This window comes from Azonexus sp., assembly GCF_041909095.1.
In the GTDB taxonomy this organism is placed as follows: Bacteria; Pseudomonadota; Gammaproteobacteria; order Burkholderiales; family Rhodocyclaceae; genus Azonexus.
Map to the genome: position 1 here is coordinate 1,367,982 of NZ_JAYREB010000001.1, position 22,919 is coordinate 1,390,900.

Sequence of the window (22,919 nt, forward strand, 5' to 3'; positions counted from 1 at the left end):
CTATATCATCCGTTCATGAAATAAAGCCAAGCTGTCAAAAGTATCAACCTTACCAAAACGGAGCGAGAGTATGAAAGCTGCTTACATTGCCATGATGGTTGCCGCCGGTGTCGTGATGGCCGGTCAGGCGAACGCCGACGAAGCACTGGCCAAGGCCAAGGGTTGCATGGCCTGCCATGCCGTTGACAAGAAGCTGGTTGGTCCTTCCTACAAGGACGTGGCTGCCAAGTACAAGGCCGACAAGGGTGCGGTGGCGACCTTGGCTGCCAAGGTGATCGCCGGTGGCAAGGGCAATTGGGGTGCGGTGCCGATGCCGCCGAACAAGGTTACCGAAGACGAAGCCAAGAAGCTGGTGACCTGGGTTCTGTCGCTCAAGTGATCTGAGGGCCTTGCCCGCGTTTTGAAAAAGCCGGCGTCAGCCGGCTTTTTGTTGTCAATTTTTTGTTCAGGCTGTTGACAGGGTTGCGGGTGGTCTGGATAATCCCGGCTTCTCCCGGAGGGGTACCCAAGCGGTCAACGGGAACAGACTGTAAATCTGTCGGCTCTGCCTTCGAAGGTTCGAATCCTTCCCCCTCCACCAGAGTGATGCTGTAGCGGTTAGTGCTGCGGGTAGGGGTTAAGCGGGTGTAGCTCAATGGTAGAGCTGAAGCCTTCCAAGCTTAAGACGAGGGTTCGATTCCCTTCACCCGCTCCACGACGCGGTACGGCTGGAGTTTTAAGGTAGGCCCATGTGGCTCAGTGGTAGAGCACTCCCTTGGTAAGGGAGAGGTCGGCAGTTCGATCCTGCCCATGGGCACCACCGATTAGCTTTGATTCTGGACTGTTTGCTAATTTGATTATTGAGGAACTGGAATGGCTAAGGAAAAATTCGAGCGTACCAAGCCGCACGTCAACGTTGGCACGATTGGTCACGTTGACCACGGCAAGACCACGCTGACCGCTGCGATCACGACGGTGCTGTCCGCCAAGTTCGGCGGCGCGGCGAAGAAGTATGACGAAATCGACGCGGCGCCGGAAGAAAAGGCCCGTGGTATCACGATCAACACCGCGCACGTCGAATACGAAACCGCGAACCGTCACTACGCCCACGTTGACTGCCCGGGCCACGCTGACTACGTCAAGAACATGATCACCGGTGCCGCCCAGATGGACGGCGCGATCCTGGTCTGTTCCGCCGCTGACGGCCCGATGCCGCAGACCCGCGAGCACATCCTGCTGGCCCGTCAGGTTGGCGTGCCGTACGTTCTGGTGTTCATGAACAAGTGCGACATGGTCGACGACGCCGAACTGCTCGAGCTGGTCGAAATGGAACTGCGCGAGCTGCTGTCGAAGTACGACTTCCCGGGCGATGACACCCCGATCATCCACGGTTCGGCGCTCAAGGCGCTCGAAGGCGACCAGTCCGAAATCGGCGAGCCGTCGATCTTCCGCCTGGCTGATGCGCTGGACTCCTACATCCCGACGCCGGAGCGCGCTGTTGACCAGCCGTTCCTGATGCCGGTTGAAGACGTGTTCTCGATCTCGGGTCGCGGTACGGTCGTCACCGGTCGCGTCGAACGCGGCATCGTCAAGGTTGGTGAAGAAATCGAAATCGTCGGTATCCGTCCGACGGTCAAGACCACCTGTACCGGTGTCGAAATGTTCCGCAAGCTGCTCGACCAAGGTCAGGCTGGCGACAACATTGGCGCCCTGCTGCGTGGCACCAAGCGTGAAGACGTCGAGCGTGGTCAGGTTCTGTGCAAGCCGGGCTCGATCACCCCGCACACCCACTTCACGGGCGAAGTGTATGTTCTGTCGAAGGACGAAGGCGGTCGTCACACCCCGTTCTTCAACAACTACCGTCCGCAGTTCTACTTCCGCACGACCGACGTGACCGGCGCGATCTCGCTGCCGGAAGGCACGGAAATGGTCATGCCGGGCGACAACGTGGCGATGACGGTCAAGCTGATCGCCCCGATCGCCATGGAAGAAGGTCTGCGCTTCGCCATCCGCGAAGGCGGTCGTACCGTCGGCGCCGGTGTCGTCTCCAAGATCATCGAGTAATCGATTGTTCTTATGAACAAGGCGCTTCGGGAGACCGAGGCGCTTTGATGTTTCTGCAGCAGGGGTGTAGCTCAATTGGTAGAGCAACGGTTTCCAAAACCGTAGGTCGGGGGTTCGATTCCCTCCGCCCCTGCCACTCTCTTTAAAGATCGCGAACGTCATGGCTGACAAGATCAAGTTCTCGCTGGCGCTGGTGTTACTGGCGGCCGGCGTGGCTGGCTTCTACCTGCTTTCCGGGCAGGCAATGATTTTGCGCGTCCTGGCGGTTCTTGCCGGTGTGGCAGTGGCGGCAGCGGTCGCCTGGAAGACTGCCCAGGGGCAGCGCTTCTTTGCTTTCGCCAACGAATCCGTGGTTGAGGCGCGCAAGGTCGTCTGGCCCACGCGCAAGGAAACGATGCAGACCACGGCGATGGTGTTTGCCTTCGTTGTCGTCATGGCGCTCTTCCTTTATCTCACCGACAAGAGCCTGGAATGGGTGCTGTATGACCTCGTTCTCGGCTGGAAGAAATCATGAGCAAACGCTGGTACGTCGTACATGCCTACTCCGGTTTCGAGAAAAGCGTGATGCGCGCCATTCAGGAGCGCATCAATCGTCTCGGGATGCAGGAGAAGTTCGGCCAGATCCTGGTGCCGGTGGAAGAGGTCGTCGAAATGAAGGGCGGCCAAAAGTCCATTTCCGAGCGCAAGTTCTTCCCGGGCTATGTGCTGGTCGAAATGGAAATGGACGACGAGTCCTGGCACCTGGTGAAGAACACGCCCAAGGTTACCGGCTTCGTCGGTGGCACGGCCAATCGTCCGGCGCCGATTTCCCAGAAGGAAGTCGACAAGATCATGCAGCAGATGCAGGAAGGGGTCGAGAAGCCCCGTCCCAAGGTGCTGTTTGAAGTGGGTGAAGTGGTTCGTGTCAAGGAAGGCCCGTTCACCGATTTCCACGGTTCGGTCGAGGATGTCAATTACGAAAAGAACCGCCTGCGCGTTTCGGTGACCATCTTTGGTCGGGCGACGCCGGTCGAGCTCGAGTTCGGTCAGGTCGAAAAGTCCTGATTCTGGTTTCAAGGCGTGCCGGAGGCCTCAACGCCGGCAAGAGGAGCGTCATTAATCGCCTCGGTGATGAAAGCGCGCTACCACTCAACTTCTAGGAGCAATCATGGCCAAGAAAATTGTTGGCTTCATCAAGCTGCAAGTCCCGGCCGGCAAGGCGAATCCGTCGCCCCCGATCGGTCCCGCGCTGGGTCAGCGCGGTCTGAACATCATGGAATTCTGCAAGGCGTTCAACGCTCAGACGCAAGGCGTCGAGCCGGGCCTGCCGATTCCGGTTGTCATCACTGCCTATGCGGACAAGTCCTTCACCTTCGTGATGAAGACCCCGCCGGCGACCATCCTGATCAAGAAGGCTGCCGGCATCAAGTCTGGTTCCGCCAAGCCGCATACCGACAAGGTCGGCAAGATCACCCGCGCCCAGTGCGAGGAAATCGCCAAGACCAAGATGCCTGACCTGACGGCCGCCGACATGGAAGCCGCCGTCCGTACCATCGCCGGCTCCGCCCGTTCGATGGGCATTACCGTGGAGGGTCTGTAATCATGGCCAAGCTCACGAAGAAGCAGAAAGCCCTGGCCAGCAAGGTCGTTCCGCAGAAGCTCTATCCGCTGCAGGAAGCCCTGGGCCTCGCCAAGGAAACCGCCACCGCCAAGTTTGACGAGTCGATCGACGTCGCCGTCAACCTCGGTGTTGACGCACGCAAGTCCGACCAGGTCGTGCGCGGCTCCGTCGTTCTGCCGGCAGGTACCGGCAAGACCGTTCGGGTTGCCGTCTTCGCCCAGGGCGAGAAGGCCGAAGCCGCCAAGGCCGCTGGCGCCGATATCGTCGGTTTCGACGATCTGGCCGCCGAAGTCAAGGGTGGCAACCTGAATTTCGACATCGTCATCGCCACCCCGGACGCCATGCGCATCGTCGGCCAGCTCGGCCAGATTCTCGGCCCGCGCGGCCTGATGCCGAACCCGAAGGTGGGCACGGTGACCATGGATGTCACCACCGCCGTCAAGAACGCCAAGGCCGGTCAGGTCCAGTACCGTACCGACAAGGCTGGTATCGTGCATGCGACGATCGGTCGTGCCTCGTTCTCCGTGGAAAACCTGGAAACCAACCTGAAGGCGCTGATTGATGCGCTGAACAAGGCCAAGCCGGCTAGCGCCAAGGGCCAGTACCTGAAGAAGGTTGCCGTTTCCGCCACCATGGGTCCCGGGGTTCGCGTCGACCAGGCCACCCTGGTCGGCTAAGCAGTACTTTGGGTCGCAGCCGGTGCTTTCGGGCGCTGGCTGCGAATCGTCAAAGACCGCAGGTGCCTCCGTTCCGGAGGCTTAATCGCGAAAGCATCCTGCGCAGACGGTGTTCCCGAAACGGATTTTTGCCGATTGTCCGCGATCGGTAGGCTTCTGGTTCAGGTCGCCGTAGGTGCGGCGGAATTTCTCCGCCGTGTTATGACTTGAAAGGAGGAAAGACCTGTGGGTCTCAATCTGAATGACAAAAAAGCCGTCGTGGCTGAGGTGTCGGCACAGGTAGCCAACGCCCAGACGATTGCGATCGCCGAATATCGTGGCATCGAGGTCGGTGACCTCACCGTGCTGCGCCGTAAGGCTCGCGAGTCTGGTGTTTACCTGCGCGTGCTGAAGAACACCCTGGTGCGTCGCGCCGTGGAAGGCACCGAGTTTGCCGGCCTGGCCGAGCACATGGTCGGGCCGCTGATTTACAGCGTCTCCGCCGACCCGGTGGCTGCTGCGAAGGTCCTCAACGACTTCGCCAAGACTAACGACAAGTTGGTGCTCAAGGCCGGTTCCTATGCCGGCAAGGTGCTCGACAAGGCCGGCGTGCAGGCACTCGCCTCCGTCCCGAGCCGCGAAGAGCTGCTCTCCAAGCTGCTGTACGTCATGCAGGCTCCGGTCGCCGGCTTTGTCCGCGCGCTCGACGCCCTGGCCAAGCAGCGCGAAGAAGCCGCCGCTTGAAACTTACCGCATACGAACTGAATTAGGAGTTTATTGAAATGGCAATTAGCAAAGAAGACATCCTGGAAGCCGTTGGCTCCCTGACCGTTATGGAACTGAATGACCTGGTCAAGGCGTTCGAAGAGAAGTTCGGCGTTTCCGCCGCTGCCGTCGCCGTTGCCGGCCCGGCCGCCGGTGCCGCTGCTGCTGTCGAAGAGCAGACCGAATTCACCGTCATCCTGACTGGTGCCGGCGAGAAGAAGGTCGAAGTGATCAAGGTCGTCCGTGCCGTTACCGGCCTGGGCCTGAAGGAAGCCAAGGACCTGGTCGACGGTGCGCCGAAGCCGGTCAAGGAAGGCATTGCCAAGGCCGACGCCGAAGCGCTCAAGAAGCAACTGGAAGACGCTGGCGCCAAGGTCGAAATCAAGTAATCGACTGCAGCCTTGCGGGCTGGTGGTTTTTGCCACCAGCCCTTTTCTGCTTCTTAAACGGTTTTTATCTGAAGACCTACGCTTGATTACCTGCCAGCCGGCAAACGCAAACCGTGATCTCCCGTTCCTCAAGGACCGGGCGATCCGCTTTGCGTTTGCCTGTTTCCACAGGTCCGACATCTGATTCAACCTTCACGGAGTTACCATGACTTACTCCTTCACCGAGAAGAAACGCATCCGCAAGAGCTTCGCCAAGCGTGCGAGCGTCCTTGAGGTTCCCTTCCTGCTCGCCACGCAGTTGCAGTCGTTCACCGACTTCCTGCAGGCCGAGGTGCCAGCGGAGCAGCGCAAGAACGAAGGCCTGCAGGCAGCGTTTACTTCGATTTTCCCGATTGTTTCTCACTCCGGAAACGCTCGGCTGGAGTTTGTCAGCTACGCCCTCGGTGAGCCCGCTTTCGACGTCGTTGAATGCCAGCAGCGCGGCCTGACCTTCGCTGCTTCGCTGCGTGCCCGCGTGCGTCTGGTCCTGATGGACCGTGAAACCCCGGATACGGTCAAGGAAGTCAAGGAACAGGAAGTCTACATGGGTGAAATTCCCCTGATGACGACTAACGGTTCCTTCGTCATCAACGGTACCGAGCGCGTCATCGTTTCGCAGCTGCACCGTTCGCCTGGCGTGTTCTTCGAGCACGATCGCGGCAAGACGCACAGTTCCGGCAAGCTGCTGTTCTCCGCTCGTGTCATTCCTTACCGCGGTTCCTGGCTCGACTTCGAGTTCGATCCCAAGGATTCGCTGTTCTTCCGCGTCGACCGCCGCCGCAAGATGCCGGTGACCACGCTGCTCAAGGCACTGGGCATGTCGTCGGAAGAAATCCTCGCTGAGTTCTTCGATTTCGACCTGTTCAAGCTTTCCGGCGAGAAGATCGAATTCACCCTGATGCCGGAACGCCTGCGCGGCGAAGTGGCGCGCTTCGATTTCGTTGCGCCGGATGGCAAGGTCATCGTCGCCAAGGACAAGCGCATCACCGCCAAGCATATCCGCGACATCGCCACCGCTGGCATCAAGCAGATCGTCGTTCCCGAGGAATTCCTGCTCGGTCGCGTGCTCGCCCGTGACATCGTCGATACCGCTTCCGGCGAGATCGTTGCCAACGCCAACGACGAAATCACCGAAACCCTGCTCGCCAAGCTGCGCGAAGCCGGCATTTCCAGCGTCGAAACGCTCTACACCAACGATCTCGATCGTGGCGCCTTCATTTCCAACACCCTGCGTGGCGACGAAACGGCCTCCCGCCAGGCGGCGCGGATCGCCATCTACCGGATGATGCGTCCGGGCGAACCGCCGACGGAAGAAGCGGTGGAAATCCTCTTCAACGGCCTGTTCTACTCGGACGAACGTTACGATCTGTCCGGTGTCGGCCGGATGAAGTTCAACCGCCGCCTGAGCCGCGAAGACGTGGTCGAATACAAGGTCATGGTGCGTAGCCTGGTGTCGCGCGCCGAAGCCGCGTTGAAGAACCTCGCCGAAGCCTCCGGTTTCGCCCTAGAAACCATCCAGGAACTGGTCGCCGGTTTGCCCTTCGGGCCGCGCGCGCTGAGCGAGAACCTGACCAAGGAAGTGGCCAGCGAACTGGCCGCCCGCATCAAGCCGCTCGGCGCCAACGTCGAAGTGCGCGAACAGCTGACCCTGTCGCCGCGCGACATCGTCGACGTGATCAAGGTTCTGGTCGATCTGCGCAATGGCCGTGGCGACATCGATGACATCGACCACCTCGGCAACCGCCGCGTCCGTTCGGTCGGTGAACTCGCCGAAAATCAGTTCCGCGCCGGTCTGGTGCGCGTCGAACGCGCGGTCAAGGAGCGCCTGAGCCAGGCCGAGTCCGACAACCTGATGCCGCATGACCTGATCAACGCCAAGCCGATCAGTGCCGCGATCAAGGAATTCTTCGGTTCCAGCCAGCTGTCGCAGTTCATGGACCAGACCAACCCGCTGTCGGAGATCACCCACAAGCGCCGCGTCTCGGCCCTCGGCCCGGGCGGTCTGACCCGCGAACGTGCCGGCTTCGAAGTGCGCGACGTGCATCCGACCCACTACGGCCGCGTCTGCCCGATCGAAACGCCGGAAGGTCCGAACATCGGTCTGATCAATTCGCTGGCGCTGTTCGCCCGCGTCAACAGCTACGGTTTCATCGAAACCGCCTACCGTCGCGTCGTCGATGGCAAGGTGAGCAACGAGATCGACTACCTGTCGGCCATTGAAGAAGGCAACTACGTCGTCGCCCAGGCCAACGCCGCACTCGATGCCAATGGCCAGCTGGCCGACGATCTGGTGACCTGCCGTGAAAAGGGCGAAACCATCCTGGCCGAGCCGTCGCGCGTCCAGTACATGGACGTTGCCCCGGGCCAGATCGTTTCCGTTGCCGCCTCGCTGATTCCCTTCCTTGAGCATGACGATGCGAACCGCGCGCTGATGGGCGCCAACATGCAACGTCAGGCCGTTCCCTGCCTGCGTCCGGAGAAGCCGCTGGTCGGTACCGGTATTGAACGCACCGTCGCCGTCGACTCCGGCACCGCCGTCGTCGCCTTGCGTGGTGGTGTTGTCGATTACGTCGATGCCGGTCGCGTCGTGGTCCGCGTCAACGACAACGAAACCGTTGCCGGTGAAGTCGGTGTCGATATCTACAATCTGGTCAAGTACACCCGCTCCAACCAGAACACGAACATCAACCAGCGGCCGATGGTCAAGATCGGTGACATCATCGCCAAGGGCGATGTGGTCGCTGACGGTGCGTCTACCGACAAGGGCGAACTCGCCCTCGGCCAGAACATGCTGATCGCGTTCATGCCGTGGAACGGCTACAACTTCGAAGATTCGATCCTGATCTCCGAACGCGTCGTCGCCGAAGACCGCTACACCTCGATCCACATCGAGGAACTGACGGTCGTCGCCCGTGACACCAAGCTCGGCCCTGAAGAAATCACCCGCGACATCGCCTCGCTCGGCGAAGTGCAACTGTCGCGTCTGGATGACGCAGGTATCGTGTACATCGGTGCCGAAGTGCATGCCGGAGACGTGCTGGTTGGCAAGGTCACGCCCAAGGGCGAAACCCAGCTGACGCCGGAAGAAAAGCTGCTGCGCGCGATTTTCGGCGAGAAGGCCTCCGACGTGAAGGACACCTCGCTGCGCGTGCCGGCCGGCATCGCCGGTACCGTCATCGACGTCCAGGTGTTCACCCGCGAAGGCATCGAGCGCGACAAGCGCGCCCAGTCGATCATCGACGAGCACCTGCGTCACTACAAGCTCGACCTCGCCGACCAGATGCGCATCGTCGAACGCGACGCCTTCGAGCGGATCGGTCGCCTGATTCTCGGCAAGAAGGCCAACGGCGGTCCGAAGAAGCTGGCCAAGGGCACGGTCATCGACCAGGCCTACCTGGACGGTATGGATCCGCACCACTGGTTCGACATCCGTCTCGCCGACGACGAAGTCGCGCTGCAACTGGAACAGGTCAAGGAAGGTCTGGAACAGGCGCGCAAGGACTTCGACGTCGCTTTCGAAGCCAAGCGCAAGAAGCTGACGCAGGGCGATGAACTGCCGCCGGGCGTGCAGAAGATGGTCAAGGTCTATGTCGCGGTCAAGCGTCGCCTGCAGCCCGGCGACAAGATGGCCGGTCGCCACGGTAACAAGGGTGTCGTTTCGCGCATCCTGCCGGTCGAAGACATGCCCTACATGGCCGATGGCCGTCCGGTCGACATCGTTCTCAACCCGCTCGGCGTGCCGTCGCGGATGAACGTCGGGCAGATTCTTGAAGTCCACCTCGGCCTTGCTGCCAAGGGCCTCGGCTACAAGATCGGCGACATGTTGCGCCGCCAGGCGACGGCCAAGGAAGTGCGCGGCTTCCTCGAGGAGGTGTACAACGGCAATGGCAAGCCGGAAGATCTGGATTCGCTGACCGACGCCGAGATCATCGAAATGGCCGGCAACCTCAAGGAAGGCGTGCCGTTCGCAACGCCGGTGTTCGACGGTGCCAAGGAAGAGGAAATCAAGGCCATGCTGGCGCTTGCCGGCATGCCGTCGTCGGGTCAGATGACCCTGTTCGACGGCCGCACCGGCGACGCCTTCGAGCGTCAGGTGACGGTCGGCTACATGCACTACCTGAAGCTGCACCACTTGGTCGACGACAAGATGCACGCCCGTTCGACCGGCCCGTACTCGCTGGTCACCCAGCAGCCGCTGGGCGGCAAGGCACAGTTCGGTGGCCAACGTTTCGGGGAAATGGAAGTGTGGGCGCTGGAAGCCTACGGCGCGTCCTACGTGCTGCAGGAAATGCTCACCGTCAAGTCCGACGACGTCAACGGCCGGACCAAGGTTTACGAAAACATCGTCAAGGGCGAGCACAAGATCGACGCCGGCATGCCGGAATCCTTCAACGTGCTGGTCAAGGAAATCCGTTCGCTGGCGATCGACATCGATCTGGAACGTTACTGATTAGGGCTCAGGAGTTAAACGATGAAAGCATTGCTCGACCTGTTCAAGCAGGTGACCGCCGAAGAAGAATTCGACGCGATCACCATTGGCCTCGCTTCGCCTGAGAAGATCCGTTCCTGGTCCTACGGCGAAGTCAAGAAGCCGGAAACCATCAACTACCGGACCTTCAAGCCGGAACGCGACGGTCTGTTCTGCGCCAAGATCTTTGGCCCGATCAAGGACTATGAGTGCCTGTGCGGCAAGTACAAGCGCCTCAAGCATCGTGGCGTGATCTGCGAGAAGTGCGGCGTTGAAGTGACGCTGGCCAAGGTTCGTCGCGACCGCATGGGTCACATCGAACTGGCCTCGCCGGTCGCCCACATCTGGTTCCTGAAGTCGCTGCCGTCGCGTCTGGGCATGGTCCTCGACATGACGCTGCGTGATATCGAACGCGTCCTCTACTTCGAAGCCTATGTCGTCACCGACCCGGGCATGGTCTCCAACCTGCAGCGCGGTCAGTTGCTGACCGAAGACCAGTATCTGGAGATGATGGAAGAGCACGGCGACGAGTTCCAGGCGCTGATGGGCGCCGAAGGCATTCGCGAAATGCTGCGCAACCTCGACCTCAACATCGAAGTCGAGAACCTGCGCGCGGAACTCGACGTCACCGGTTCGGAAGCCAAGAACAAGAAGCTCGCCAAGCGCCTGAAGATCCTCGAAGGTTTCCAGAAGTCCGGCATCAAGCCCGACTGGATGATCCTCGAAGTGCTGCCGGTGCTGCCGCCGGACCTGCGTCCGCTGGTGCCGCTCGATGGCGGTCGCTTCGCGACCTCCGACCTGAACGACCTCTACCGTCGCGTCATCAACCGTAACAACCGTCTGAAGCGCCTGCTCGAACTGAAGGCGCCGGACATCATCGTCCGTAACGAAAAGCGCATGCTGCAGGAAGCCGTCGACAGCCTGCTCGACAACGGCCGTCGCGGCAAGGCGATGACTGGCGCCAACAAGCGGCCGCTGAAATCGCTGGCCGACATGATCAAGGGCAAGGGCGGCCGCTTCCGGCAGAACCTGCTCGGCAAGCGCGTCGACTACTCCGGTCGTTCGGTCATCGTCGTCGGACCGCAGCTCAAGCTGCATCAGTGCGGCCTGCCCAAGCTGATGGCGCTCGAACTGTTCAAGCCCTTCATCTTCCACAAGCTGGAAGTCGGCGGCTACGCGACGACGATCAAGCAAGCCAAGAAGATGGTCGAGAGCCAGGAGCCGATCGTCTGGGACATGCTCGAAGACGTCATCCGCGAACACCCGGTCATGCTGAACCGGGCGCCGACCTTGCACCGCCTCGGTATCCAGGCCTTCGAACCGACCCTGATCGAAGGCAAGGCGATCCAGTTGCACCCGCTGGTCTGTGCCGCTTTCAACGCCGACTTCGACGGTGACCAGATGGCCGTCCACGTGCCGCTGTCGCTGGAAGCGCAGATGGAAGCCCGCACCCTGATGCTGGCCTCCAACAACGTGCTGTCGCCCGCCAACGGCCAGCCGATCATCGTGCCGTCGCAGGATATCGTTCTCGGTCTGTACTACGCGACTCGCGAGAAAATCAATGCCAAGGGCGAAGGCATGTACTTTGCCGACATCGCCGAAATCGACCGCGCCATGGCCGCTGGTCAGCTCGACATCCACGCCCGCATCTCGGTGCGCCTGAAGCAATATGAGCCGGCCGCCGTCGATGGCGAATGGACCGAGAAGCTGGTTCGCGTCGAAACCACCGCCGGCCGTGCGCTGCTCTCGCGCATCCTGCCCAAGGGCCTGCCCTTCAAGGCGATCGACAAGGCACTGAAGAAGAAGGAAATTTCCAAGCTGATCGACGAATCCTTCCGTCGCTGCGGCCTCAAGGAAACCGTCATCTTCGCTGACCAGCTGATGCAGAACGGCTACCGCCTCGCCACCCGCGGCGGCATCTCCTTCTGCTCCGACGACATGCGCGTGCCGGCCAAGAAGTACGAGATCATTGCCGCGGCGGAAGCCGAGGTCAAGGAAATCGAAACCCAGTACACCAATGGTCTGGTCACCCAGGGCGAGCGTTACAACAAGGTCGTCGATATCTGGGGCCGTACCGGTGACCAGGTCGCCAAGGTGATGATGGACGAACTCGGCCACGAAGAAACCATCGACCGCCATGGCAAGAAGGTTAAGCAGGAGTCGTTCAACTCGATCTACATGATGGCCGACTCCGGCGCCCGCGGTTCCGCGGCGCAGATTCGTCAGCTGGCCGGCATGCGCGGTCTGATGGCGAAGCCGGACGGCTCGATCATCGAGACGCCGATCACCACCAACTTCCGCGAAGGCCTGAACGTTCTCCAGTACTTCATCTCGACCCACGGTGCTCGTAAGGGTCTGGCCGACACCGCGTTGAAGACCGCCAACTCCGGTTACCTGACGCGTCGTCTGGTCGATGTGACGCAGGATCTGGTGATCACCGAAGACGATTGCGGCACCAAGAACGGCTTCGTCGTCAAGGCGCTGGTCGAGGGCGGTGAGGTCATTGAGCCGCTGCGCGAGCGTATCCTCGGTCGCGTCACGGTCGATGACCTGATCGATCCGGAAACCCAGGAAACCGTGATCTTCGCCGGCACCATGCTCGACGAAGACCTGGTTGACCTGATCGACAAGCTCGGCATCGACGAAGTCAAGGTCCGCACCCCGCTCACCTGCGACACCCGCTACGGTCTGTGCGCCAAGTGCTACGGTCGCGACCTTGGCCGCGGCACGATGGTCAATGCCGGTGAATCGGTTGGCGTCATCGCCGCCCAGTCGATCGGCGAACCGGGTACCCAGCTCACCATGCGGACCTTCCACGTCGGCGGCGCGGCCTCCCGGGCTGCCGTTGCCTCGCAGGTCGAAGCCAAGTCGGCCGGTACCGTTCGCTACACCTCGAACATGCGTTACGTGACCAGCGCCAAGGACGAGAAGGTCGTCATTTCCCGTTCTGGCGAAGTACTGATCACCGACGATCACGGTCGCGAACGGGAACGTCACAAGGTGCCGTACGGCGCCATGCTGACGGTCGATGAAGGCAAGGCCGTCAAGGCCGGTACCAAGCTCGCCACCTGGGACCCGCATACCCGGCCGATCATCACCGAATACGCCGGTACCGTCCGCTTCGAGAACGTCGAAGAGGGCGTTACCGTTGCCAAGCAGATCGACGATGTGACCGGTCTGTCCACCCTGGTCGTGATCGACAACAAGCGCGGCGGTAAGGCCTCGGCCAAGGGCCTGCGCCCGGTCGTCAAGCTGCTTGACGACGCCGGTCAGGAAGTCAAGGTGCACGGTAGCGAACATGCGGTGTCGATCGCCTTCCAGGTCGGCTCGATCATCTCGGTGGTCGACGGCCAACAGGTCGGCGTCGGCGACGTACTCGCCCGCATGCCGCAGGAATCTGCGAAGACCCGCGACATTACCGGCGGTCTGCCGCGCGTCGCCGAGCTGTTCGAAGCCCGTACGCCGAAGGATGCCTCAGTGCTGGCGGAAGTCACCGGCACGATCAGCTTCGGCAAGGACACCAAGGGCAAGCAGCGTCTGGTCATCACCGATCTTGAAGGCGAACAGCACGAGTTCCTGATCTCCAAGGACAAGCATGTGCTGGTGCACGACGGCCAGGTGGTGAACAAGGGCGAGAAGATCGTCGAAGGCGAACCGGACCCGCACGACATCCTGCGTCTGCAGGGGATCGAGGCGCTGGCCCGCTACATCACCGACGAAGTCCAGGACGTTTACCGTCTGCAGGGCGTGAAGATCAACGACAAGCACATTGAAGTGATCGTCCGTCAGATGTTGCGTCGCGTCACCATCGTTGAACCGGGTGACACCAAGTTCATCAAGTCCGAGCAAGTCGAGCGGGCCGAACTCTTCGCCGAAAACGACCGTGCCAACACCGAGGGCAAGATTCCCGCAACCTACGACCACATGTTGCTGGGTATCACCAAGGCCTCGCTGTCGACCGACTCCTTCATCTCGGCGGCGTCCTTCCAGGAAACCACCCGCGTTCTTACCGAAGCGGCAATCATGGGCAAGCGCGACGAACTGCGTGGTCTCAAGGAAAACGTCATCGTCGGTCGCCTCATCCCGGCCGGTACCGGTCTCGCCTACCACCGCAGCCGCAAGGCCCAGGCGGCTGGCGAAGACATCGCGATGGACCGTCCGTTCGAGGAAGCTGCTGTCGAAAATGCAACACAGGACGCCGATCAGGGGCTCTGATGCAGTAAGGCAACCCTCGTGTCGCGTTGACACGGGGGTTGATCAACCATAGAATCTATGGTCTTTGTCGGCAGAGGCTAATCATTGTCTCTGCTATGGATAACAAAATTGCCGTCGTGCCCCAGTCGGGGCCTGGCTGTTGAAGGAAGTTTGATATGCCGACCATCAACCAGCTCGTGCGCAAGCCGCGCGTCGCCGAAAAGGCCAAGAGCAAGGTTCCTGCACTGGAAAAGTGCCCGCAAAAGCGCGGTGTTTGCACCCGCGTCTATACCACCACCCCGAAAAAGCCGAACTCCGCACTGCGTAAGGTGTGCAAGGTTCGTCTGACGAATGGCTTCGAAGTCATTTCGTACATCGGCGGTGAAGGCCACAACCTGCAGGAGCACTCCGTGGTCCTGATTCGTGGTGGTCGTGTCAAGGACTTGCCCGGTGTGCGTTACCACACCGTGCGTGGCTCCCTGGATACCCAGGGCGTCAAGGATCGCAAGCAGTCCCGTTCGAAGTACGGGGCGAAGCGTCCGAAGGCTGCCTGAGTCATCCGGCAGTTTGAGTAAGTGGCCGCTCCGCTGGGCGGCCGAGAGGGCCGGGGGGGTGAAAACCCCTTCCCGGCTTTTCAACTGAATAGTGATCAAGAGAGGTTGATATGCCCCGTCGTCGTGAAGTACCCAAGCGTGACATCCTGCCGGACCCGAAGTTCGGTAGCGTCGAAGTTTCCAAGTTCATCAACGCCGTGATGCAGAGCGGCAAGAAGTCGGTCGCCGAGCGTATCGTTTATGGCGCCTTCGAAATCGTCAACAAGAAGTCCGGCAAGGACCCGCTGGAAGTCTTCGGTGCTGCCATGTCGAACATCAAGCCGATGGTCGAAGTGAAGTCGCGCCGCGTCGGCGGTGCCAACTATCAGGTGCCGGTCGAAGTCCGTCCGGCCCGCCGCGCTGCGCTCGCCATGCGCTGGCTGCGCGAGTTCGCGCGCAAGCGTTCGGAAAAGTCCATGGGCCAGCGCCTCGCTGCCGAAATGCTGGAAGCCTCGGAAAACCGTGGTGGCGCCGTCAAGAAGCGCGACGAAGTCCATCGCATGGCCGAAGCCAACAAGGCTTTCGCCCACTTCCGCTTCTAATCTACCGAGGGCTTTAACGTGGCACGTAAGACACCCATCGAGCGCTACCGCAATATCGGCATCAGCGCGCACATCGACGCCGGCAAGACCACCACGACCGAGCGCATCCTTTACTACACCGGTGTTAACCACAAGATCGGTGAAGTGCATGACGGTGCCGCCACCATGGACTGGATGGAGCAGGAACAAGAGCGTGGCATCACCATCACCTCGGCTGCCACCACCTGCTTCTGGAAGGGAATGGATAATTCCTTCCCGGAACACCGCTTCAACATCATCGACACCCCGGGACACGTTGACTTCACCATCGAAGTCGAGCGCTCGATGCGCGTCCTCGACGGCGCCTGCATGGTTTACTGTGCAGTCGGTGGCGTTCAGCCGCAGTCGGAAACCGTCTGGCGTCAGGCGACCAAGTACAAGGTGCCGCGTCTGGCCTTCGTGAACAAGATGGACCGCTCTGGTGCCAACTTCTTCAAGGTCGTCGACCAGATGAAGACCCGGCTCAAGTCCAGCCCGGTGCCGATCGTCATCCCCATTGGTGCGGAAGATACCTTCGAAGGCGTCGTCGATCTGCTGAAGATGAAGGCGATCTACTGGGACGAGGCTTCCCAGGGCATGAAGTTCGATTACCGCGAAATTCCGGCCGAGCTGGTGGAAACCGCCCAGACCTGGCGCGAACAGATGATCGAAGCTGCTGCTGAAGCCTCTGAAGATCTGATGAACGAGTATCTGGAAAACGGCGAACTGTCGGAAGAGAAGATCAAGCTGGGTCTGCGCATGCGCACCCTGGCCTGCGAAATCCAGCCGATGCTGTGCGGTACCGCGTTCAAGAACAAGGGCGTGCAGCGCATGCTCGACGCCGTCGTCGAACTGCTGCCGTCGCCGGTCGACATCCCGCCGGTTCAGGGTGTGGACGAGCGTGAGCAGGAAGTGTCGCGCAAGGCCGACGACAGCGAGAAGTTCTCGGCGCTGGCGTTCAAGCTGATGACCGACCCGTTTGTCGGCCAGTTGACCTTCATCCGCGTTTACTCGGGCGTTCTGACCTCCGGTGCGACCGTCTACAACTCGGTCAAGGGCAAGAAGGAACGGATCGGCCGCATCCTGCAGATGCACGCCAACAACCGCGAAGAAATCAAGGAAGTTCTGGCTGGCGACATCGCCGCCTGCGTCGGTCTGAAGGAAGTCACCACCGGTGAAACCTTGTGCGACCCGGACGCGCCGATCATCCTCGAACGCATGGTCTTCCCGGAGCCGGTGATTCACGTCGCCGTCGAGCCGAAGACCAAGGCCGACCAGGAAAAGATGGGTATCGCGCTGGGCCGCCTGGCTGCCGAAGATCCGTCCTTCCGCGTGCGCACCGACGAAGAATCGGGCCAGACCATCATCTCCGGTATGGGCGAGTTGCACCTCGACATCATCGTCGATCGCATGAAGCGTGAATTCAACGTTGAGGCCGCCGTCGGCGCGCCGCAGGTTGCCTATCGCGAATGCATCAAGAAGGCGGTCGAACAGGAAGGCAAGTTCGTCAAGCAGTCCGGTGGTCGCGGTCAATTCGGCCACGTCTGGCTCAAGATCGAGCCGAACGAAGCCGGCAAGGGCTACGAGTTCGTCGACGCGATCAAGGGCGGTGTCGTTCCGCGCGAATACATTCCGGCGGTCGACAAGGGCCTGCAGGACGCCATCGGTAGTGGCGTGCTCGCCGGCTTCCCGGTTGTGGATGTCAAGTTCACGCTGTTCGACGGCTCCTACCACGACGTTGACTCGAACGAAAATGCCTTCCGCATGGCGGCTTCGATGGCCTTCAAGGAAGGTATGAAGAAGGCCAGCCCGACGCTGCTCGAGCCGATGATGTCGGTCGTGGTCGAGACCCCGGAAGACTACATGGGTAACGTCATGGGCGACCTGTCGTCGCGTCGCGGCATCGTTCAGGGTATGGACGATCTGCCGGGTGGTACCAAGGAAGTTCGCGCCGAAGTGCCGCTGTCCGAAATGTTCGGCTACGCCACATCGCTGCGCTCGCTGTCCCAGGGTCGCGCCACCTACACCATGGAATTCAAGCACTACGTCGAAGCGCCGAAGAACGTCGCTGAAGCGGTCATCAACAAGAAGTAACCCTTTATTGGAGAACCGATAATGGCTAAGGAAAAATTCGAACGGACCAAGCCGCACGTCAACGTTGGCACGATTGGTCACGTTGACCACGGCAAGACCACGCTGACCGCTGCGATCACGACGGTGCTGTCCGCCAAGTTCGGCGGCGCGGCGAAGAAGTACGACGAAATCGACGCGGCGCCGGAAGAAAAGGCCCGTGGTATCACGATCAACACCGCGCACGTCGAATACGAAACCGCGAACCGTCACTACGCCCACGTTGACTGCCCGGGCCACGCTGACTACGTCAAGAACATGATCACCGGTGCCGCCCAGATGGACGGCGCGATCCTGGTCTGTTCCGCCGCTGACGGCCCGATGCCGCAGACCCGCGAGCACATCCTGCTGGCCCGTCAGGTTGGTGTGCCGTACGTTCTGGTGTTCATGAACAAGTGCGACATGGTCGACGACGCCGAACTGCTCGAGCTGGTCGAAATGGAACTGCGCGAGCTGCTGTCGAAGTACGACTTCCCGGGCGACGACACCCCGATCATCCACGGTTCGGCCCTCAAGGCGCTCGAAGGCGACCAGTCCGAAATCGGCGAGCCGTCGATCTTCCGCCTGGCTGATGCGCTGGATTCCTACATCCCGACGCCGGAGCGCGCTGTTGATCAGCCGTTCCTGATGCCGGTTGAAGACGTGTTCTCGATCTCGGGTCGCGGTACGGTCGTCACCGGTCGCGTCGAGCGCGGCATCGTCAAGGTTGGTGAAGAAATCGAAATCGTCGGTATCCGTCCGACGGTCAAGACCACCTGCACCGGTGTCGAAATGTTCCGCAAGCTGCTCGACCAAGGTCAGGCTGGCGACAACATTGGCGCCCTGCTGCGTGGCACCAAGCGTGAAGACGTCGAGCGTGGTCAGGTCCTGTGCAAGCCGGGCTCGATCACCCCGCACACCCACTTCACGGGCGAAGTGTATGTTCTGTCGAAGGACGAAGGTGGTCGTCACACCCCGTTCTTCAACAACTACCGTCCGCAGTTCTACTTCCGCACGACCGACGTGACCGGCGCGATCTCGCTGCCGGAAGGCACGGAAATGGTCATGCCGGGTGACAACGTGGCGATGACGGTCAAGCTGATCGCCCCGATCGCCATGGAAGAAGGTCTGCGCTTCGCCATCCGCGAAGGCGGCCGTACCGTCGGCGCCGGTGTCGTCTCCAAGATCATCGAGTAAACGTTCTTTTGTTCAATCCGGGGTGGCGGTCCTCGCTGCCCCATCGTTCTTTTTGAAAGCCAAAAAATGCAAAGCCAGAAAATCCGTATCCGCCTGAAGGCCTTCGACTATCGCCTGATCGACCAGTCCGCTCAGGAAATCGTCGAGACCGCCAAGCGTACCGGCGCCGTCGTTCGTGGTCCCGTGCCGCTGCCGACCCGCAAGCAGCGTTTCGACATCCTGCGTTCGCCGCACGTCAACAAGGCTTCGCGCGATCAGCTCGAAATCCGCACCCACCTGCGCCTGATGGACATCGTCGATCCGACCGACAAGACGGTTGACGCGCTGATGAAGCTGGACCTGCCGGCCGGCGTGGACGTCGAAATCAAGTTGCAGTAACTGTGGTCTTGCGGATATAATCCGCTGTTTTCGGGGGTGGCCGGCGACGGCTGCCCATTTGTTGTTTTACATCGACCGGCCAATCGCAGCCGGCGATGAGGAGAATAACCATGAGTCTAGGCCTTGTTGGTCGCAAGGTTGGCATGACTCGCATTTTTGCCGAGGATGGTGCGTCCATTCCGGTAACTGTGCTTGACGTGTCCAACAACCGCGTGACCCAAGTCAAAACGCCGGAAGTCGATGGCTATGCAGCCGTCCAGGTTGCTTTCGGTCAGCGCCGTGCCTCCCGTGTTTCCAAGCCCCTCGCTGGCCATCTGGCCAAGGCGGGCGTCGAAGCCGGGCACGTGCTCAAGGAATTCCCGGTTACCGCCGAGCAACTCGCCAACTTCAAGGCGGGTGATCAGGTTGCCGTCACCATCTTCGCCGAAGGGCAAAAGGTTGACGTCACCGGTACCTCGATCGGTAAGGGTTTCCAGGGCGGCATCAAGCGTCACAACTTCTCTTCCAACCGTGCATCCCACGGTAACTCGGTGTCGCACAATGCGCCGGGTTCCATCGGTATGGCGCAGGATCCGGGTCGTGTTTTCCCGGGTAAGCGCATGGCTGGCCATCTGGGCGACGAGCAGTCGACGACCCAGGGTTTGACCATCGTGCGCGTTGATGCCGAGCGGCAACTGTTGCTGGTCAAGGGCGCCGTGCCTGGCGCCAAGGGTTCCGACGTCGTCGTGCGTCCGGCAGTCAAGGCTTAAGGGGGCGTCATGGAACTGAAGGTTATCAACGAACAAGGTCAGGAAGCTGCCAAGCTGCAGGCTTCCGACGTGCTGTTCGGTCGCGATTACAACGAGGCGCTGGTTCACCAGATCGTCGTCGCCTATCAGGCGAACGCCCGTTCCGCCGACAGCAAGCAGAAGGACCGCTCGGAAGTCCGTCACACCACCACCAAGCCGTGGCGCCAGAAGGGTACCGGTCGTGCTCGTTCGGGTTCGAACGGCTCGCCGCTGTGGCGTGGGGGCGGTCGGATTTTCCCGAATTCGCCGGATCAGAACTACGGTCAGAAGGTCAACAAGAAGATGTTCCGCGCCGGTATGGCAGCGATCCTCTCCGAGTTGGCCCGTCAGGACCGTCTCGTCGTGATCGACGACCTCGCCGTCGAGGCGCCGAAGACCAAGCTGTTCGCCCAGAAGCTGAAGGGCATGGGTCTCGAAGGCAATCTGCTGGTGGTTACCGACGAACTGAACGAGAACCTCTACCTGTCGTCGCGCAATCTGCCGAACGTGCTGGTCCTTGAAGCGCAGGAAGCCGACCCGGTTTCGCTGATCCGCTTTGCCAAGGTGCTGGTCACCAAGAATGCCGTGGCCAAATTCGAGGAGATGTGGGGATGAACCAGGAACGTCTGATGCAGGTGCTGCTGGCACCGCAAATCTCCGAAAAGGCGACCTTTGTTGCCGAGAAGAACGAGCAGGTGATTTTCCGTGTCGCCTCCGATGCGACCAAGCCGGAAATCAAGGCTGCCGTCGAGCTGCTGTTCAAGGTCGAAGTCGAATCGGTGCAAACCCTGAACGTCAAGGGCAAGGTCAAGCGCTTCAAGGGCGCCACCGGTCGTCGCAAGGGCTGGAAGAAGGCCTTTGTCTGCCTCAAGGCCGGCCAGGAAATCAATTTTGTCGAAGGGGGTAACGCGTAATGGCGCTCGTTAAAGTCAAGCCGACTTCCCCGGGGCGTCGTGCCGTTGTTCAGGTGGTTAACGCCAACCTGCACAAAGGCAAGCCGTTCGCCGGCCTGGTCGAGTCCCAGTCCAAGAATTCCGGTCGCAACAACAATGGTCGCATCACCGTTCGCCATCAGGGTGGCGGTCACAAGCAGGCCTATCGCGTGATCGACTTCAAGCGCAACAAGGATGGTATTCCGGGCAAGGTTGAGCGCCTCGAGTACGATCCCAACCGCACTGCCAACATCGCTCTGGTTTGCTACGCCGACGGCGAGCGTCGCTACATCATCGCCAACAAGGGCATGGTTGTCGGTCAGCAGGTGCTGAGCGGTTCCGAAGCACCGATCAAGTCGGGCAATGCGCTGCCGATCCGCAACATTCCGGTTGGTACGACCATTTGCTGCGTCGAGATGCTGCCGGGCAAGGGCGCCCAGATCGCCCGTTCGGCCGGTACCTCGGTTCAGTTGCTGGCCCGTGAAGGCACCTATGCCCAGATTCGTCTGCGCTCCGGTGAAGTGCGCCGCGTTCACGTCGAGTGCCGCGCCACCATCGGTGAAGTCGGTAACGAAGAAAACAACCTGCGCAAGATCGGCAAGGCCGGTGCGCAACGTTGGCGTGGCATTCGCCCGACCGTCCGCGGTACTGCGATGAACCCGATCGACCACCCGCACGGTGGCGGTGAAGGCAAGACCGGTGAAGGCCGTGTGCCGGTTAACCCGTGGGGTCAGCCGACCAAGGGCTATCGTACTCGCAGCAACAAGCGCACGAACAGCATGATCGTTCAGCGCCGTCATAAGCGTTAAGGGGTAGGAAATGGGACGTTCTCTCAAAAAGGGCCCGTTTGTTGATGCGCACCTGATCGACAAGGTCGAAGCAGTCCGCGCCACCAACGACAAGCGCCCGATCAAGACCTGGTCGCGTCGTTCGACGATCCTCCCCGAGTTCATCGGCCTGACGATTGCGGTCCACAATGGCAAGCAGCATATTCCGGTGTTCGTCACCGAGAACATGGTCGGTCACAAGCTCGGCGAGTTTTCGCTGACCCGGACGTTCAAGGGTCACACCGCCGGCAAGAAGGCCAAGAAGTAAGGAGCTGACATGGAAACTCGTGCAAGTTTGCGGGGCGTACGCCTCTCCGCGCAAAAAGGCCGTCTGGTGGCGGATCTGGTGCGTGGCAAGCCGGTTGGTCAGGCTCTCAACATCCTGGCTTTCAGCCCGACCAAGGGCGCCGGCATCCTCAAGAAGGTTCTCGAGTCGGCCATCGCCAACGCGGAACACAATGATGGTGCCGATATCGACGAACTGATGGTGAAAACCATCTACGTCGAAAAAGGCATGGTGCTCAAGCGCTTCACCGCGCGCGCCAAGGGTCGTGGCAATCGGATCAGCAAGCCGACCTGCCATATCTATCTGACCGTTGGTAATTAAGGAAGAGCCATGGGACAGAAAATTCATCCGGTAGGCTTCCGCCTCGCCGTCACCAAAAACTGGAATTCCCGTTGGTTCGCCAACAGCAAGGATTTTCCGGGGATGCTCCAGGAAGATGTCAAGGTCCGTGAGTATCTGAAGCGCAAGCTGGCTCACGCCTCTGTCGGTCGCGTACTGATCGAGCGTCCGGCCAAGAACGCCCGCGTCACCGTTTACTCCGCCCGCCCGGGTGTGGTCATCGGCAAGAAAGGCGAGGACATCGAACAACTGCGTACGGATCTTCAGCGCATCATGGGCGTGCCCGTCCATGTGTCGATCGAAGAAATCCGCAAGCCGGAAATCGATGCCCAGCTGATCGCCGATTCGATCGCCCAGCAGCTCGAAAAGCGCATCATGTTCCGTCGTGCCATGAAGCGGGCGATGCAGAATGCCATGCGCCTCGGTGCCCAGGGTATCAAGGTGATGAGCGCCGGTCGTCTGAACGGTGCGGAAATCGCCCGTAGCGAGTGGTATCGCGAAGGCCGTGTGCCGCTGCACACGCTGCGTGCCGACATCGACTATGCGACCTCGGAAGCCTTGACCACCTACGGCATCATCGGGATCAAGGTCTGGGTTTACAAGGGTGAGATGCTCGATCGCAACGAGCAGCCGGTGGCTGAAGAGCCGGCGGCCGAAGAGCGTCGCCCGCGGCGCGCCCCGGGCAAGCCGGAAGGCGACAAGCCGCGTACCCGCACCGTCAAGAAGAATGACGGTGCTGGCGACCCGGCCAAGCGCGTAAGAAAGGCAGGTGCTTAA

The 22,919-nt window shown here is 60.7% G+C and carries 22 protein-coding genes and 4 tRNA genes; all 26 read left to right on the forward strand.

The window, feature by feature from the left end; translation table 11 throughout:
• The first annotated feature begins 70 nt into the window (after positions 1 to 70).
• The 26 genes from ACE3OV_RS06495 (at position 71) to rpsC (ending at position 22,919) form a co-directional block, all read left to right on the forward strand.
• Positions 71 to 379 carry a c-type cytochrome gene (locus tag ACE3OV_RS06495; RefSeq protein WP_374326157.1) on the forward strand — a complete coding sequence of 103 codons (309 nt, stop codon included), beginning with the start codon at positions 71 to 73 and terminating at the stop codon, positions 377 to 379.
• Between the two features lie 116 nt (positions 380 to 495).
• A tRNA-Tyr gene (locus ACE3OV_RS06500) sits at positions 496 to 580 on the forward strand.
• A 40-nt stretch (positions 581 to 620) separates the two neighbouring features.
• A tRNA-Gly gene (locus ACE3OV_RS06505) sits at positions 621 to 694 on the forward strand.
• A 30-nt stretch (positions 695 to 724) separates the two neighbouring features.
• Positions 725 to 799 (forward strand) — tRNA-Thr (locus ACE3OV_RS06510).
• A gap of 53 nt (positions 800 to 852) precedes the next feature.
• On the forward strand, positions 853 to 2,043 hold the full coding sequence (gene tuf, locus ACE3OV_RS06515; RefSeq protein WP_374326158.1) for an elongation factor Tu: 1,191 nt from the start codon (positions 853 to 855) through the stop codon (positions 2,041 to 2,043).
• 60 nt (positions 2,044 to 2,103) lie between these two features.
• Positions 2,104 to 2,179, forward strand: a tRNA-Trp gene (locus tag ACE3OV_RS06520).
• Positions 2,180 to 2,203: 24 nt separating this feature from the next.
• A complete protein-coding gene (secE, locus tag ACE3OV_RS06525; RefSeq protein ID WP_374326159.1) occupies positions 2,204 to 2,557 on the forward strand; it encodes a preprotein translocase subunit SecE in 354 nt (117 codons plus the stop codon).
• Positions 2,554 to 3,087 carry a transcription termination/antitermination protein NusG gene (nusG, locus tag ACE3OV_RS06530; protein ID WP_374326160.1) on the forward strand — a complete coding sequence of 178 codons (534 nt, stop codon included), beginning with the start codon at positions 2,554 to 2,556 and terminating at the stop codon, positions 3,085 to 3,087. Before secE ends, nusG begins: the two co-directional genes overlap by 4 nt.
• A gap of 103 nt (positions 3,088 to 3,190) precedes the next feature.
• A complete protein-coding gene (gene rplK / locus ACE3OV_RS06535; RefSeq protein ID WP_301276452.1) occupies positions 3,191 to 3,622 on the forward strand; it encodes a 50S ribosomal protein L11 in 432 nt (143 codons plus the stop codon).
• Positions 3,623 to 3,624: 2 nt separating this feature from the next.
• Positions 3,625 to 4,320 (forward strand): 50S ribosomal protein L1, encoded by a 696-nt coding sequence (gene rplA, locus ACE3OV_RS06540; protein ID WP_374326161.1) that lies wholly within the window; start codon positions 3,625 to 3,627, stop codon positions 4,318 to 4,320.
• Between the two features lie 225 nt (positions 4,321 to 4,545).
• Positions 4,546 to 5,043, forward strand: a complete 498-nt coding sequence (gene rplJ / locus ACE3OV_RS06545) for a 50S ribosomal protein L10 (RefSeq protein ID WP_374326162.1) — start codon at positions 4,546 to 4,548, stop codon at positions 5,041 to 5,043.
• A gap of 38 nt (positions 5,044 to 5,081) precedes the next feature.
• Entirely contained in the window at positions 5,082 to 5,453 is a 372-nt protein-coding gene (gene rplL / locus ACE3OV_RS06550) for a 50S ribosomal protein L7/L12 (RefSeq protein ID WP_374326163.1), read from the forward strand.
• A gap of 205 nt (positions 5,454 to 5,658) precedes the next feature.
• On the forward strand, positions 5,659 to 9,942 hold the full coding sequence (rpoB, locus tag ACE3OV_RS06555) for a DNA-directed RNA polymerase subunit beta (protein WP_374326164.1): 4,284 nt from the start codon (positions 5,659 to 5,661) through the stop codon (positions 9,940 to 9,942).
• Positions 9,943 to 9,963: 21 nt separating this feature from the next.
• Entirely contained in the window at positions 9,964 to 14,175 is a 4,212-nt protein-coding gene (gene rpoC, locus ACE3OV_RS06560; protein WP_374326165.1) for a DNA-directed RNA polymerase subunit beta', read from the forward strand.
• Between the two features lie 155 nt (positions 14,176 to 14,330).
• The gene (gene rpsL, locus ACE3OV_RS06565; protein ID WP_011286083.1) at positions 14,331 to 14,708 is read left to right on the forward strand and encodes a 30S ribosomal protein S12; all 378 of its coding nucleotides are present in this window, start codon (positions 14,331 to 14,333) and stop codon (positions 14,706 to 14,708) included.
• Positions 14,709 to 14,818: 110 nt separating this feature from the next.
• Complete coding sequence (rpsG, locus tag ACE3OV_RS06570; RefSeq protein WP_374326166.1) at positions 14,819 to 15,289, forward strand: 30S ribosomal protein S7; 471 nt, start codon at positions 14,819 to 14,821, stop codon at positions 15,287 to 15,289.
• 18 nt (positions 15,290 to 15,307) lie between these two features.
• On the forward strand, positions 15,308 to 17,401 hold the full coding sequence (fusA, locus tag ACE3OV_RS06575; RefSeq protein ID WP_374326167.1) for an elongation factor G: 2,094 nt from the start codon (positions 15,308 to 15,310) through the stop codon (positions 17,399 to 17,401).
• Between the two features lie 21 nt (positions 17,402 to 17,422).
• Positions 17,423 to 18,613: an elongation factor Tu gene (gene tuf / locus ACE3OV_RS06580; protein WP_374326158.1), complete on the forward strand. Its 1,191-nt coding sequence runs from the start codon at positions 17,423 to 17,425 to the stop codon at positions 18,611 to 18,613.
• Between the two features lie 66 nt (positions 18,614 to 18,679).
• Complete coding sequence (rpsJ, locus tag ACE3OV_RS06585) at positions 18,680 to 18,991, forward strand: 30S ribosomal protein S10 (protein ID WP_028994183.1); 312 nt, start codon at positions 18,680 to 18,682, stop codon at positions 18,989 to 18,991.
• A 110-nt stretch (positions 18,992 to 19,101) separates the two neighbouring features.
• Complete coding sequence (gene rplC / locus ACE3OV_RS06590) at positions 19,102 to 19,740, forward strand: 50S ribosomal protein L3 (protein WP_374326168.1); 639 nt, start codon at positions 19,102 to 19,104, stop codon at positions 19,738 to 19,740.
• A gap of 9 nt (positions 19,741 to 19,749) precedes the next feature.
• Entirely contained in the window at positions 19,750 to 20,373 is a 624-nt protein-coding gene (gene rplD / locus ACE3OV_RS06595; protein ID WP_374326169.1) for a 50S ribosomal protein L4, read from the forward strand.
• On the forward strand, positions 20,370 to 20,672 hold the full coding sequence (gene rplW, locus ACE3OV_RS06600) for a 50S ribosomal protein L23 (RefSeq protein WP_374326170.1): 303 nt from the start codon (positions 20,370 to 20,372) through the stop codon (positions 20,670 to 20,672). The genes rplD and rplW overlap by 4 nt, the downstream gene beginning before the upstream one ends.
• Complete coding sequence (rplB, locus tag ACE3OV_RS06605; RefSeq protein ID WP_374326171.1) at positions 20,672 to 21,499, forward strand: 50S ribosomal protein L2; 828 nt, start codon at positions 20,672 to 20,674, stop codon at positions 21,497 to 21,499. Before rplW ends, rplB begins: the two co-directional genes overlap by 1 nt.
• A gap of 10 nt (positions 21,500 to 21,509) precedes the next feature.
• Positions 21,510 to 21,785 (forward strand): 30S ribosomal protein S19, encoded by a 276-nt coding sequence (gene rpsS, locus ACE3OV_RS06610; RefSeq protein WP_028994188.1) that lies wholly within the window; start codon positions 21,510 to 21,512, stop codon positions 21,783 to 21,785.
• Between the two features lie 9 nt (positions 21,786 to 21,794).
• Positions 21,795 to 22,124, forward strand: a complete 330-nt coding sequence (gene rplV / locus ACE3OV_RS06615) for a 50S ribosomal protein L22 (RefSeq protein ID WP_374326172.1) — start codon at positions 21,795 to 21,797, stop codon at positions 22,122 to 22,124.
• Positions 22,125 to 22,133: 9 nt separating this feature from the next.
• Positions 22,134 to 22,919 (forward strand): 30S ribosomal protein S3, encoded by a 786-nt coding sequence (gene rpsC / locus ACE3OV_RS06620; RefSeq protein WP_374326173.1) that lies wholly within the window; start codon positions 22,134 to 22,136, stop codon positions 22,917 to 22,919.